Source organism: Treponema sp. TIM-1, assembly GCF_046533115.1.
Lineage (GTDB): Bacteria > Spirochaetota > Spirochaetia > Treponematales > Breznakiellaceae > JAIRMO01.
This window is the reverse complement of the sequence record NZ_JAJQRC010000028.1, coordinates 1-13,852: the sequence shown is the minus strand read 5'-3', so window position 1 is coordinate 13,852 and position 13,852 is coordinate 1. Positions and strand designations below refer to the sequence as shown.

Genomic DNA, 13,852 nt, shown 5'->3' with positions numbered 1-13,852 from the left:
CGGTAATATTATTCCTGTATAATAGTGATGAATTGGGCGGGGCCGTCCACCGCGCTTTGGCCATGGGGCAGGGCCGCGTCAAAATAAATGGAATCCCCCGCATTGAGGATATATTCCTTTTTTCCTACGGTTACGTTCACGGTCCCTTCAACCACATAGTTGAATTCCTGGCCGGAATGGCTTACCAGGGGGGCGGCTTCTTTTTTTGGGTCCAGGTGAACCAGCAGGGGTTCCATGTTCCGGTTTTTGAAGTTGTAGGCCAGGCTCGCGTATTCATAGCCGGGGAACCGCTCCACCGTGATCCCCTTTCCCCGGCGGCACACGCTGGCGGTGTCTATCTTGGGGTCCTCCCCGGTGAGCAGTACCGTGGCGTCCGTACCGAGCCTGGCGGAGATCTGGTAGAGGACGCTGATGGGAATGTCCGCTTCGCCGGATTCATACTTACGGTAGGTTTCGTAGGGAATATTGATATCGGCGGCCAGATCCATGACGCTGATCTCCATGATCTCCCGCAGTTCCTTGATCCTGCCGGGGATTTCCGCCGGATTATCCCGGGGGGATGATGCTTCCTTATCCATGGGGGGCCTCCTGATGCTCATGGTTTTTACCCGTTTTTTTACGGATCCCCTGCCCCGCGGTGAGGGCCCAGAGTTTTTTGAGCAGGCCGACCCGCCCCAGGAGGAGCCAGAAGAGGACCGCCAGGATGAGGAGGCTGGGAATGCCGTAGACGATGATCCCCAAAAGGACCAGGAGCACCGTGGAAACAAAATCCTTAAAACCGCCGAGAAGGTCCCCAAGGCGGTCCCCCAGGTCCGGCCCGGCAGAGGGGGCCGCGGGTCCCACCACGGTGAGGTCTACGGTGGCGTAATCCACCAGATCCGCCAGGGAGCGGAGTTCCGTACCCATCCAGTCAATTTCCTGCTGGAGTTCGGCGATCCGTTGTTCCACGGTCATAATCTCATCCACATCCTTGGCCTTTCCCAGGTAACTCTGAAAGGTTTTGAGCAGTTCCCGCTTGGTGGCAAGCCGCCCCTCAAGATCATAAAACCGGATCGTTACATCCTCGATGCTTTCGGCCCGGGAAAGGACCCTGCCCATACCGGCTAATTCGGCAAAAAGGGGATCAAAGGAATCCGCGGGGACCCGGATGGTATAGTGCCGGAAATTTTCCGAGATCTGGGTTGAGGACGCATAGGCGCCGTATTTTTCCATCGCCGCCGCAAGGGGCCCTTCCGCGGCTTCCGGGTCCTGCACCCGGAGGCGGATATCGGCGTTTCTGACGAGTTTCCGGGTCCGGGGGACCCCTTCTTCGGGGACTTTCCCGAAATCCCCGGCCGCCCCCCCGAAGGATCCGCCGCCGAACTCCGCCTCTTCTTGGAAAGCCACTGATCGGGCGGTATCCGCCGCAGCGAAGGAGCCGGAACTCCTGGCGCAGGCGGACAGGATCAGCGCCGCCGCCAACAATAAAACAAAACCTGGGTTTTTCATAAGAATTTTACTCCCCCAGCACCCGCACATAGACCTTCCGCGTCCGGGGACCGTCGTATTCATTAAACCATATACCCTGCCAAACGCCAAGGAGGGGTTGGCCCTCCGACACAATAAGGGTAATCGAGGGGCCAACCAGGCTGGTCTTGGTATGGGCCGCGGAGTTGCCTTCGGCGTGGCGGAATTCCTTCCGGTCCGGGGAGATCCGGTCCAGGGCCAGCAGCACGTCCCGGCTCACGTCGGGATCGGCGTTTTCGTTAACCGTAATCGCCGCGGTGGTATGGGGGACGAAAACCACGCAGATCCCCTCCTGCACCCCGGAGACAGCCACGATACGCCGGACCTCCCCGGTAATATTGAGCCATTCGTCCCGGGCGTTTGTCCGCAGGGTAACGGTTGATAAACCCGTCATAACTTCCGCTTAAACCGGATCTCGCAGATCCCCTGACCTCCGGCGATGGTCTTGGGGAGTTCCAGTTCACAGCCGAAACTTTCCGCGATCCCCCGGTCGCCCTCCATGGCAAAATCACAGAGCCGGGCGATCTCCTCGTCGGAACAGCCCTGCTTCTGCCAGGACGCAACCAAGGGGCAGTAATGAAAATCTATATCCAGATGGTCATCGGTGCAGGAGCGGATCTTCATCTCAAAGACCATCCGCGCCGGAAGGGAAAAGAGCCCTTTTTTCAGGCTTTTCAAACTGGAGGACCCCCCTTTTTGCACATGCCCCTTCCCCTGGTAGAGCCCGCAGCGGCGTATCGCCTGGGGGGCAAATTGCTCCGGGTCAAGCCCCTTTTTACGGGCCTCGTCACAGAGCAGGTACATCCACAAGGCCCGGTGTTCCAAAAGCTCCCGAATTGCCCGGATGAGGGGCATCGTTATATTAGGTTCGTTGATAATGGTACTCATCCTATTCCCCCTTGAAGGGTCTTTATGTCAGAGGAGATCCTCCCGAGGCCCTCCCAAAACGTCAGTTGCCGGGCCGCTTCCACCGTCTCATTAAACCATAAGCCCGGAAAAAGGCCAAGGAGGAAATCCGGGGATAAGAAAATAACATTGACATATTGGAACAGACAGTTTATTATAGATAATTACATTGACTGAAAACGATTTCAAAATATGCGCCAGTTTTCAAAGATCCAAGGCCGCTGTTTCGGAATTTTATATTTTGAAACAGCCTCATCTATATTTCTTATGGAGGCAAAAATGATCGAAGGAAGTGCTGATACGAAGATCACCGCGAAACTCCGGTATGGGATGGTCGGCGGCGGTCAGGGAGCTTTTATCGGCGATGTGCATCGTAAATCCATCGCGTTGGATGGGCTTGCGGAAATCGCGGCGGGTTGTTTTTCCCGTTCCCCGGAAAATACCCTGGCTACGGGGAAAAATCTGGGGATTGCCCCGGAACGGCTCTATGCGACCTACGAGGAAATGGCTGAACAGGAGTCCCAACGGTCCGACAAGATCGACTTTGTGGTAATCGTTACCCCCAACATAAGCCATTATCCCGCGGCAAAGGCCTTCCTCAGCCGGGGCATCCCCGTGGTATGCGATAAACCCCTCACCATTGAGGTTTCGGAAGCCCGGGAACTGGCGGATCTGGCCAAACAAAAGGGGCTCCTCTTTATGGTAACCTATACCTATACGGGAAACGCCACCATCAAACATGCCCGGGAACTGATAAAACAGGGAGAAATCGGGGAGATCAAATTTATCAACGCCGAATACCCCCAGGAATGGCTCCTTGCCCCGGCGGAAAAGCAGGGGAGCAAGCAGGCCGAATGGCGGACGGACCCGGCAAGGGCGGGTAAATCCAACAGTGTGGGGGATCTGGGTTCCCATGTGGAGAATATGATCTCCTATGTGACGGGGCTGCGGATCAAGTCCCTTTTGGCACGGCTCGACAAGATAGGCCCCGGCCGGGTTTTGGATGACAACGCCTCGGTCATGGTGGAATACGGGGGGGGCGCCAAGGGCCTTATCTGGACCAGCCAGATCGCCGCGGGGTATGACAACGCCTTCCGTTTCCGGATCTTCGGGACCAAGGGCGCTATCCAGTGGAACGAGGAACAGTCCAACTACCTGGAGATTTTCCGTTTTGGCCAGCCCAACGCGGTATTGTCCCGGGGCAAGGACCCCTTCTATCCCCATGCCCAGTCCTTCTCCCGGATTCCTTCGGGCCACCCCGAGGGGTATTTTGAGGCATTGGCGAATATCTATAAAACCTATATCGGCGCCCTGAATAAGCAGAAGGCGGGGGAACCCCTAAGTCCCGGGGACCTGGATTTCCCGGATGCCGAGATGGGAGTGGACGGGGTCAAATTTATCGGTAAATGCGTAGAAAGTTCCCAGAAGGGATCTGTTTGGGTTGATTTTTAAGGAGGTTGGTTATGGCACGGCCGGTTACGATTTTTACGGGGCAATGGGCGGATCTGCCCTTTGAGGTACTATGCGGAAAGGTCAAGTCCTTTGGGTATGACGGGGTGGAGATCGCCTGTTGGGGGGATCACCTGGATCTTAAAAAGGCGGCGACGGATCCCGCATATGCGGCGAATCGCCAGGCGATCCTCGCCAAACACGGGCTTAAAACCTGGGCCATCGGGACCCACCTGGTGGGTCAGTGCGTGGGGGACCTCTGGGACCCCCGCCTGGACGGGTTTGCCCCCAGCCAATATGCGGGGCAGCCGGAGAAGATCCGGGCGTGGGCTATTCAGGATATGAAGTACGCCGCCGCCGCCGCCAAAAACCTGGGGGTTTCGGTGGTAACGGGCTTTATGGGCAGTCCCGTATGGAAGTACTGGTACTCCTTCCCCCAGACCAGCGAGCAGATGGTTGACGACGCCTTCAAGGAGATCGTTGACCTGTGGACCCCCATTTTTGATGAATTCGACAAATACGGCATTAAGTTTGCCCTGGAAGTGCATCCCACGGAGATCGCCTACGATTACTATACCGCGGAACGGCTGCTCAAAGAATTCAACTACCGGCCCACCCTGGGCTTCAACTTCGATCCCTCCCACCTGATCTGGCAGGGGGTAACCCCCCATATCTTCCTCCGGGATTTTGCCAAATACATCTACCATGTCCACATGAAGGATGCGGCGGTAACCCTGGACGGCAAGGCGGGGATCCTCGGTTCCCACATTACCTTCGGCGACACCCGGCGGGGCTGGAACTTCCGTTCTCTGGGGCACGGGGATGTGGATTTCGAGAACATCATCCGGGAGCTCAACGCGATGAACTATCAGGGTCCCCTTTCGGTGGAATGGGAAGATTCCGGGATGGAACGGGAGTACGGCGCTCAAGAGGCCTGCGAATTTGTGCGGAAGGTGGATTTTTCGCCCTCCAATGTAGCCTTTGACGACGCCCTCAAGAAGGATTAGATGGCGGATTTTACGGCTTCTCCGGCGTCCGGTTCTCCGAATAGGGACCCCGCCGGGGAGATTCTTCATGTTGATCACATCACCATGCAATTCTCCGGGGTAAAAGTCCTGGATGATGTTACCTTTGGCATACGCCAGGGGGAGATCATGGGGCTTATCGGGGAGAACGGCGCCGGCAAGTCAACCCTGATCAAGATCATCAGCGGAATTTACCAGGCGAGCTCGGGGGCCCTGGAGCTTAACAGCAAGCCGGTGCATATTCCCGACTATATTACCGCTAAATCCCTGGGAATTGCCATTGTTCCCCAGGAATTTAACCTGATCAATACCCTGGCGGTGTATGAAAATATCTTTTTGGGAAACGAAATCCGGCGGCCGTCGGGTCTTTTGGACAAGTTCCGGATGCGGGAACTGGCGGCGAAACAACTGGAAGAACTCAAGATGCCCGTGGGGGTAAATCAGCTGGTCAGTAAACTCAGCGTGGCGGAAAAGCAGATGGTGGAGATTTCCAAGGCCCTGATGCTCAAAGCCCGGTTCCTTATCATGGATGAACCCACCACCACCCTGACGGGGCATGAGGTGGAAACCCTCTTTTCCCTGATGCGGGACCTTAAGGCCCAGGGAGTCACCATCATCTTTGTTTCCCACAAGTTGAACGAGATCAAGACGATCTGTGACCGGGTAACGGTGCTTCGGGACGGTAAGCTTATCAGCGTGGATACCATAAGCGAGGTGGACGAAGAGGATATTGCCCGGAAGATGATAGGCCGCACGGATTTTCGGCAGATATTTCCGCCGAAGAAGCCCAGGCCCGCGGATAACGTGGTTCTGGAAGGGGAAGGCATTGCTATCAAGGGCCTGCTTCACAACATCAGCTTTTCCCTGCGGAAAGGGGAGATCCTGGGTTTCGCGGGCCTGGTGGGGGCGGGCCGTACCGAACTGGCCGAGGCGGTTATGGGCCTGCGGGGAAAATATACCGGAACCGTGAAGATCAACGGAAGCCCCCTGCTGATCCGATCCCCGGCGGACGCGGTGTCCCACAGCCTGGGTTACCTCAGCGAGGACCGGCAGGGCAAGGGCATTGTGCAGGGATTCAATTTGCCCCAGAATATCACCCTTATCTCCTTAAAACGGTATCTGCGGGGACCGTTCATCAATAAACAGGCGGAAACGGTCAAAACCGGCGAATATGTAAAAACTTTTAAAATCGCGGCGGCTTCCCAGCGGATGCGGCTGCGGTATTTAAGCGGCGGTAACCAGCAAAAGGTTTACCTTTCCCGCTGGCTGGACACGGACCCTTCGATCCTCATCCTGGATGAACCTACCCGGGGGATAGATGTAAACGCCAAACAGGAGATTTACGAATTTATCCACCAGTTGGCGGAAACGGGTATTTCCTGTATTGTTATTTCCTCGGAACTGGAGGAATTGATAGGGCTGTGCAGCCGGGTATATGTGATGAAGGAAGGGGCAATTACCGGGTGTCTTGAGGGAGACCATATCAACGAGGAAGAAATTATGTTTCACGCAACGGGCATTAGCGGCACGGGCAGTGGGGGGAAGATCTGATGGGCAATAAACAGATGAGCGGCGCAGCCGACGGAAAATTTACCGGCAATGGTTTGGCCGGCGGCATTGCAGGATTTTTTACCCATTTCAAATGGAGTGAACATTCCACCGGACTGGGATTCATCCTGCTCTTTATCTTTTCCACTATTGTCGGCTGGCCGACTTTTCTCAGCGTCGGGAATTTGCTGAATATCGTTAAGCAGGCTTCTTACACGGGGATAATCGGCCTGGGCATGACCCTGATCATCATTTCCGGGGGCATAGAACTGTCGGTAGGTTCCATGATGGCCTTTGTTGGGGGTATCGGTATCTACTTTCTCAACCTATTTCCCGGCAATTCGTTTTTTGCGGTTATCCTGACGATCCTGTTTGTCCTGGTTTTCGGTATTTTCTCTGGTTTCGTAAACGGGTTTATGGTTACCAAAGGACGAATAGCCCCCTTTATCGCCACGCTGGGTACCATGGCGATCTTTCGTTCTCTGATCCAGTATTTTTCCGGCGCGGCAAATATTCTCTCCAAGAATACCATTTACCCCCTTTTCGGTCCGGCTTCGCTTTTGGGCATTCCCGTACCGGTGTGGGTGTTTGTCATTTTAACGGTGGTGTTTCATCTGCTGTTGAACAATACCCGCTTCGGTCGTTATGTCTGCGCCGTGGGGGCCAACGAACAGGTGGCCCGGTATTCGGCGATCAATATCAATCTGATAAAACTGGTCCCCTACATGATTACGGGCTTTACCGTAGCTGTTTCGGCCCTGCTGTGGTCTTCCCGAATCAACTGTATTCATTCTTCCGGGGATGGCAATGGTTATGAACTTGAGGCTATTGCCGCGGTGGTGATCGGGGGAACCTCCATGTCCGGGGGCAAGGGGACTATTATCGGAACTTTTTTGGGTGCGGTTATGTTGATGATGATCAACAACATGCTTGTCTTGGGCGGCGTATCGTCGTTTCTTCAACAGGCCGCCCGTGGTTTAGTGATCATTGCGGCTGTATTGCTGCAATATAATAGCAACAATAAATAACAACGGAGGGAGAAAGATGAAGAAATTAGTACTGGTACTACTCATCACGCTTTTGGCTTGCGGCTTTGTATTTGCCGGCGGACAAAAGAGCGGCGGCGCCCAGGGCGCAGTCAAGATCGGTATCGCGGTTCCTACCGCGGACCACGGCTGGACCGGCGGTATCGGCTGGTGGGCCGATTACGCGGTGGATCAGATCAAGAAGACAGCGGGCAATACGGTTGAGTTCCGGGTAGTCCATTCCGCGAACGCTACCCAGCAGGTAAGCGATGTGGAAAACCTGGCAACCTGGGGAATGAATTACCTCGTAATTCTGCCCCATGAGTCCGCCCCCTTGACCGCGCCGGTCAAACAGCTCCACGCCAAGGGCGTAAAGTGCATTGTGGTTGACCGCGGTCTTACCGATACGTCGTTCGGCTATGTGAACCTTGCCGGTGACAATGCCGGTCTGGGCCGGTTCAGCGGTCAGTGGCTTGCCAAAACCATGAAAGCGGAAGGGCTTACCAACTATGTGGCAATGGGCGGTATGCCGGTAGTTATCGACACCGAGAGGATGGACGCCTTCTTTGCCGAAATGAACAAGGAGCCTTCCCTGGTGAACCTGCTTGGTGGAAACAAGTACGAATTTGCCAACTGGTCCGTCCAGGACGGTCTTAAGATCATGGAAACCTTCCTGACCCAGTATCCCAAGATCGACGCGGTATTCTGTCAGGATGACGATGTTCTGACCGGAGTTCTGCAGGCTATCAAAGAGTCGGGCCGGCAGGACATCAAGATCGTCCTCGGCGGGGCCGGTTCCAAAGTGGTATACGAGCTGATCAAAGCCGGGGATCCCCTGGTCCGGGCCACCACCTTGTACCATCCCTCAATGATCTCCGACGGGATCCAGTACGCGGTGGATGTGGCTGCCGGCAGGAAGAGCGACGCCTTCCATAATGCGAGTTCTCCGACTGCGGTGGTAATTCCCTCCGGGCTGGTCGATAAGTCCAACGTGGATCAGTACTACAACGCCGATTCCACGTTCTAGGCTGATAATCGGAATTTGTGTGACGGCGCCCCAAAGTACGGGGTGAGTATACCAAAAAAACCCTCTGAAAATGTACCGTTTTCAGAGGGTTTTTTATTCGGGCTTCCCCGGGACCGGCCGCCTACTGGGGCAGGATGATGGTGTAGACCTTGAGGCCCTGTTCCGCCACCGCTTCATCTACCATGGCTTTGGATATCTTTCCCCGCGCCCGGGCATGGGGAGGGGCGTCGCCGATGAGGATCAAGAGCCGCGTGTCCCCTTCCCAGGGGAATTTAACCGCCCCTTCATAGAGGGCCTCGTAGATGGCCTCGGGGATGTCCCTGCCACCGCTCACGGAAATTGCGTTTAAGCTCCGCTGGAAGGCGGCAAAGTCCCGGGTAAAGGGGATCACCCGGTTGAGGTATTCATCAAAATAGTCCTTATAGAGGACCATGCCGATCCGGAAATCCTGGTATTTGGAAACCGTTTGTTTCAGCATGGGGATGAGCAGCCTCCGTACCGGATCGATATCGTCCCGCATACTGCTGGTGGTATCAAAACACAGGACCAGATCCAGGGACCTTCCCGGTTCCTTATCCAAAACCGTCTTGATTTTATCCACCAGATCCTCGTGTCCCGTGGACCATATCGGTTCCCCGTGGCCCTGGGCGGCGATTTGGGTAAAGGCATCCACCGTATCCTTCATGTAATTCCCCTCGGGGGGACCCTCCAGAGGCTTTTGGGTTACCTCCAGGACATAGGGGTTGTCCTTAAACCGGCCCCGGTAGTCGGCATAGGGCAGGGAAAAGGCCCGGATATTAAAATAAGTGCCGTTCGCCACATATACTTCCCCGTGCCGGGAATTTTCGGAGCCAAAGTTGAGGATATAGGGGATATAGATATGGAAGGCTGCCCCTAATTCAGGGTGGGTTTCAGGGCTTGAATCGATAAGGGACCAGAGCTGTTGTTCCCTGCTTATGGGCCGGCCGTTCAGGACCCGCAGTTCATCGCCGTTTATGGGGTTCCAATCCGGGGAGCGGTAGGCAAAATTATCCTCCCGCAGGGCGGGATCCCGGGTCGATTCCGTGAGCAGTACCGAAGCTATGTCCGGTTTTTTCCGGATAAACAGGTGAAATCCCCCGTCAACCCGCTGTTCAATCCGCAGATCCTCAAGATCGATGGATAGGTCCTGACCGTGTACCGGAGAGATCCACAGGAAAAGGGCGCCGATAAACAGACAAAAAACAGCCTTCATGGTTAATGAAAAATTCTCCCGTAACCCTAGCTTATCGTTCTTCCTTGATAAGAACTTCCAAAAAGCCCGCGGTCCCCAACTGTTCCGCCAGGGAAGGCACCTCTTCGGCCCGGATCCCGGATAAAACTACCCGGTAATAGTCCCCGTACCGTTCATAAGCGGGGCTAAGCCCCAGGCTTTTCAGCCGATCAAAGGCATCCAGAGCATACCGGGCAGCCTTATAGGAACCCACCTGGAGACGGTAGTGTTTTCCGGTCCCGGTCGGGGGGATAGCGGGGACAACCGTCGCCGTTAGGGGAATCTGGGGAGGAAGGCCGGTATAGGCGGGCGGCGGGGTATACCCGGAATTGCCGGTCCCGGGGGTCTGGGTCGAAACCGCCGGGAACGGGGGCTCCGCTACCGGGGTTTGGGCCGGAGGGATAGGGGTCGCCGGGGATTGGACCGGGGGAATAGGGGCTGCCGTGGGTTGTGGTTCCGGGCTCAGGATCATCACCGGGGCTTGGGCCGGAGCCGGAGCCGGGGCCGATGAAATCTGGGGTCCGGAAGTTTCCGCCGGTACAATGGAAAGGGATACCTGGGCTTCCAGCACCACCGGGGCGGTTCCGGTGGCGAGCATATCCAACTGTTCCGCCGCGGCCCGGGAAACATCCAGGATGCGGGTCGGTACAAAGGGGCCTCGATCATTTACCCGTACCGTTACCTGCCGATTGTTGTGGGTATTGATTACGTTAATCAGGGTTCCAAAGGGAAGGGTCGGATGGGCGGCGGTCAGCAAAGCGGGATCAAAAATTTCCCCGGAGGCGGTGGGCCGTCCCGCAAATTCATCACCATACCAGGAAGCGATCCCTTCCTGCCGGAAAAGCCCGTGCCCTGAACCTTGTTGGATTTGCCCGCTTACCAATAAAACCGGTGATAAAAATACCACCAATAAAGGGATAATTCTTTTCATAATTTAAATATCGGTTGTATCGATCCGGCAATTTAGCCAATTCACCTAAGTGAAAAAGCATGGGGTATAAATTTTTCCTGTTGAAATAACGGTAAAATACTGCTATACTTCCTGATGAAGGAGCCTTAAATGAAAAGGACTTATGTTGTTTTTTTGGGATTTATATGTGCTGCCCTGGTATTGATAAGTTGTAAATCATCCCCCAACACCCAGTCTTTGAAGATCAAAGACGAGAACATCCCTGAATGGATCAATGATTTTCCTCCGGAAGGGCTACTGTGGGGAATCGGTTCAGCCAAATCCTCCATTGATAGCTTGGCCATGGAAACCGCGGAGTTACGGGCCCGGCAGGATATTTCCCGGCAGTTGACCGTCATCACCGACGGCCTGATCGAAACCTTTGCCCAGGAAGCGGGTTCTACCGACAGCCAGGCGGCTCTGGAGTATAAACAATCCGTCGCCCGGGGCCTGACCAGCGCGAATCTGGTCGGCGCGATTCCCGTTAAGCGCTGGAAAGCCCCCGATGGAACCTGGTGGTATCAGATCCAGATAGACAAATCCGCCGCGGCTCAAGTTGCCGCCGGTATTGTCGAAAACGAGGCCTCCCTGTATGCCCAGTTTAAGGCCCAAAACGCGCTCCAAAAGATGGATGATCTCTTGGACAAAAAGAAATCGGTTCCCATTATTGTAACCGATTCCAACGCGGCGCCGTAATGCCTTGCAGGGAAGAATAGGGATATAACCACGAGCCAATACGAACTTTTCATTTGAAAGCATAGACTTTTTCATGCGGTTCATTGGTTCGTGGTTAAATTGCCTGTTATAGGAGGCTTTCCCAAAACTAACCGAGTTTTGGGAAAAGCTCATAGGTCTTCTTTTTCCTCTATCCGCCGGATCTCGTCCCGGATGGCTGCGGCCTGTTCAAATTCCAATTTTTTGGCGTGTTCCAGCATCTCGTTGTTCAGGGCGGAGATAAGTTGTTTCTTCTGGGCGGGGATAAGGATATTGTAGGATTTTTTCAATACCTCGATGGAAGCGGCGGCGGCGTCTTTTTCCTCCGAGGCATGGCGGGTAAGGATGTCGGCGATGGCCTTGGTGACCGTGGCGGGGGTAATGCCGTGGGCCTCGTTGTAGGCGGTCTGGGCCTTCCGCCGCCGTTCGGTTTCGGCGATGGCCGCGGTCATGGCGTCGCTTTTCCGGTCGGCATACATGATCACCTTTCCCGCGGCGTTCCGGGCGGCCCGGCCGATGATCTGGACCAGGCTCGTGAGGGAACGTAAAAAGCCGATCTTGTCCGCGTCCAGGATCGCGATAAAGGAAACCTCCGGCAGGTCTATGCCTTCCCGGAGGAGGTTGATCCCCACGAGAATATCGAATTTTCCCTGGCGGAGTTGGGTGAGGATCTCCACCCGCTCAATGGTTTCCACCTCGCTGTGGATGTACCGGACCTTGAGCCCCAGTCCGGAAAGGTAGTCTGTCAGGTCCTCGGCCATTTTTTTGGTCAGGGTAAGGATCAGGGACCGCTCCCCGGCTTGTATCCGTTTTTGCACCTCCCCGTAGATATCCTCCATCTGCCCCTCACTGGGACGGACCTCTATTTCCGGGTCCAGGAGTCCTGTGGGACGGATCAGCTGCTGCACCACCTGTTTTGACCGGTCCAGTTCGGCCTTTCCCGGGGTGGCGGAAACAAAAATGGTTTTGTCCAGGCGTTCCTCAAATTCATCGTAGCGCAGGGGCCGGTTGTCCAAGGCGCAGGGGAGCCGGAAGCCATAGTCCACGAGGCTCTGTTTCCGGCTCCGGTCCCCGGCGTACATGGCCCCGATCTGGGGGAGGGTCACGTGGCTTTCGTCGATAAAGGTCAGGTGGGCCCTGGGTAAATAGTCGATGAGGGTGTCCGGGGCTTCCCCGGGTCTACGGCCCGCCAGGGGGGCGGAGTAGTTTTCAATACCCGGACAGTAGCCCATTTCGGTGAGCATCTCGATATCGTATTCCACCCGGGTCTTGAGCCGTTCCGCTTCCAGCGTCTTACCGGAATTTTTAAGGTATTCGTACCGTTCCGCCAGCTCCGCTTTGATGGTCCCCAGGGCGTTATGGACCATATCGGCGGGCATCACGAATTGTTTGGCGGGGTAGATCATGGCCCGATCCAGATCCTCCAGGAATTCCCCCGAGACCGGATTGAACCGGCGGATCCGCTCCACCCGGTCCCAGTCCAGGTCCACCCGGTAGGCTTCTTCCAAATAGGCGGGATATATTTCCAGGGTATCCCCCCGGCGGCGGAAACGGCCCCGTTCCAGGACCGCATCGTTCCGCTCGTACTGGAGCTCCACAAAACGGCGGCTCAGGGCATCCACGTCCACGGTTTCCCCCCGGGAAAAGGTGGCGGTCATTTTTTTGTACACCTCGGGGGTGGCCAAACCGTAGATACAGGATACGGTGGCGACGATGATCACGTCCTGCCGTTCCATAAGGCTCCGGGTCGCCGAGAGGCGCAGCCGTTCAATTTCATCGTTGATGGACGCGTCTTTTTCGATATACAGGTCCCGGCTGGCCACATAGGCTTCGGGCTGGTAGTAATCATAATAGGAAACAAAATATTCCACGGCGTTATGGGGGAAAAATCCCTTGAATTCCCGGAAAAGTTGGGCCGCCAGGGTTTTGTTATGGCTCACGATGAGGGTGGGCATCTGCACCGCCTCGATGATCTTGGCCATGGTAAAGGTCTTTCCCGACCCCGTAACCCCCTGGAGGGTCTGGTATTGGTACTTTTTTTCGATAACGCCCCCGGCCAGGGCCGCTATGGCCTCCCCCTGATCCCCGGCGGGCTCAAAGGGGGCGACTACTTCAAACTGACGCATGGGGGTATTATGGATAATAGCGTTTATATTGGCAAGGGCGTTGGGATAGAATCAACAACCCCGCGCAAGTGGTCGGGGTATGTACCCTTCGCAACGAATCATAAGAACCCCGTGGATTAAAAAATCATTGACATATCAAAAAATGAGTATATAATTGTTGATCATTAGATGGTCCCGGTGATTCTTTCGAGATACGCAGTCAGATAGTACCGAAGCAAGGGGGGCGGGGAATTATTTATGAATCCACATAGTTCTTTGTATTGTTTCGTTACCCCCCCCCCCCCCCCCCCCCCCAAACAAAAAAAAATCACCCTCCCCTCATAAA

13 protein-coding genes are annotated in these 13,852 nt (G+C 55.4%); 6 read left to right on the top strand and 7 right to left on the bottom strand.

Annotation, left to right across the window (positions count from 1 at the left end; all coding sequences use genetic code 11):
• Nucleotides 1-8 precede the first annotated feature (8 nt).
• The 4 genes from LQZ21_RS10485 to LQZ21_RS10470 are packed head-to-tail and all read right to left on the bottom strand — an operon-like array spanning nt 9 to nt 2,394.
• Entirely contained in the window at nt 9-578 is a 570-nt protein-coding gene (locus LQZ21_RS10485) for a helix-turn-helix domain-containing protein (RefSeq protein WP_411044286.1), read from the bottom strand.
• Nucleotides 571-1,488: a DUF4349 domain-containing protein gene (locus LQZ21_RS10480; protein WP_411044285.1), complete on the bottom strand. Its 918-nt coding sequence runs from the start codon at nt 1,486-1,488 to the stop codon at nt 571-573. The genes LQZ21_RS10485 and LQZ21_RS10480 overlap by 8 nt, the downstream gene beginning before the upstream one ends.
• Before the next feature lie 7 nt (nt 1,489-1,495).
• On the bottom strand, nt 1,496-1,900 hold the full coding sequence (locus LQZ21_RS10475; RefSeq protein ID WP_411044284.1) for a secondary thiamine-phosphate synthase enzyme YjbQ: 405 nt from the start codon (nt 1,898-1,900) through the stop codon (nt 1,496-1,498).
• Nucleotides 1,897-2,394, bottom strand: a complete 498-nt coding sequence (locus tag LQZ21_RS10470) for an L-2-amino-thiazoline-4-carboxylic acid hydrolase (protein ID WP_411044283.1) — start codon at nt 2,392-2,394, stop codon at nt 1,897-1,899. The genes LQZ21_RS10475 and LQZ21_RS10470 overlap by 4 nt, the downstream gene beginning before the upstream one ends.
• Nucleotides 2,395-2,691: 297 nt before the next feature.
• Between LQZ21_RS10470 and LQZ21_RS10465 the strand changes: the two genes are divergently transcribed.
• Genes LQZ21_RS10465 through LQZ21_RS10445 form a run of 5 tightly spaced genes read left to right on the top strand, consistent with a single transcriptional unit; the run spans nt 2,692 to nt 8,486 of the window.
• A complete protein-coding gene (locus tag LQZ21_RS10465; RefSeq protein ID WP_411044282.1) occupies nt 2,692-3,864 on the top strand; it encodes a Gfo/Idh/MocA family protein in 1,173 nt (390 codons plus the stop codon).
• 11 nt (nt 3,865-3,875) lie between these two features.
• Complete coding sequence (locus LQZ21_RS10460; RefSeq protein WP_411044281.1) at nt 3,876-4,868, top strand: sugar phosphate isomerase/epimerase family protein; 993 nt, start codon at nt 3,876-3,878, stop codon at nt 4,866-4,868.
• Entirely contained in the window at nt 4,869-6,437 is a 1,569-nt protein-coding gene (locus LQZ21_RS10455; protein WP_411044280.1) for a sugar ABC transporter ATP-binding protein, read from the top strand.
• A complete protein-coding gene (locus tag LQZ21_RS10450) occupies nt 6,437-7,462 on the top strand; it encodes an ABC transporter permease (protein ID WP_411044279.1) in 1,026 nt (341 codons plus the stop codon). Before LQZ21_RS10455 ends, LQZ21_RS10450 begins: the two co-directional genes overlap by 1 nt.
• Nucleotides 7,463-7,478: 16 nt before the next feature.
• On the top strand, nt 7,479-8,486 hold the full coding sequence (locus tag LQZ21_RS10445; RefSeq protein ID WP_411044278.1) for a substrate-binding domain-containing protein: 1,008 nt from the start codon (nt 7,479-7,481) through the stop codon (nt 8,484-8,486).
• A 121-nt stretch (nt 8,487-8,607) separates the two neighbouring features.
• Here the strand turns inward: LQZ21_RS10445 and LQZ21_RS10440 are convergent, their stop codons facing one another.
• Both LQZ21_RS10440 and LQZ21_RS10435 read right to left on the bottom strand, forming a co-directional pair.
• Entirely contained in the window at nt 8,608-9,720 is a 1,113-nt protein-coding gene (locus tag LQZ21_RS10440) for a vWA domain-containing protein (RefSeq protein WP_411044277.1), read from the bottom strand.
• A gap of 31 nt (nt 9,721-9,751) precedes the next feature.
• Nucleotides 9,752-10,669 carry a septal ring lytic transglycosylase RlpA family protein gene (locus tag LQZ21_RS10435; protein WP_411044276.1) on the bottom strand — a complete coding sequence of 306 codons (918 nt, stop codon included), beginning with the start codon at nt 10,667-10,669 and terminating at the stop codon, nt 9,752-9,754.
• 129 nt (nt 10,670-10,798) lie between these two features.
• Here LQZ21_RS10435 and LQZ21_RS10430 point away from each other — a divergent pair, with 129 nt between their 5' ends.
• A complete protein-coding gene (locus LQZ21_RS10430) occupies nt 10,799-11,383 on the top strand; it encodes a hypothetical protein (RefSeq protein ID WP_411044275.1) in 585 nt (194 codons plus the stop codon).
• 149 nt (nt 11,384-11,532) lie between these two features.
• Here the strand turns inward: LQZ21_RS10430 and uvrB are convergent, their stop codons facing one another.
• Nucleotides 11,533-13,527 (bottom strand): excinuclease ABC subunit UvrB, encoded by a 1,995-nt coding sequence (gene uvrB, locus LQZ21_RS10425; RefSeq protein WP_411044274.1) that lies wholly within the window; start codon nt 13,525-13,527, stop codon nt 11,533-11,535.
• Between the last annotated feature and the right edge of the window lie 325 nt (nt 13,528-13,852).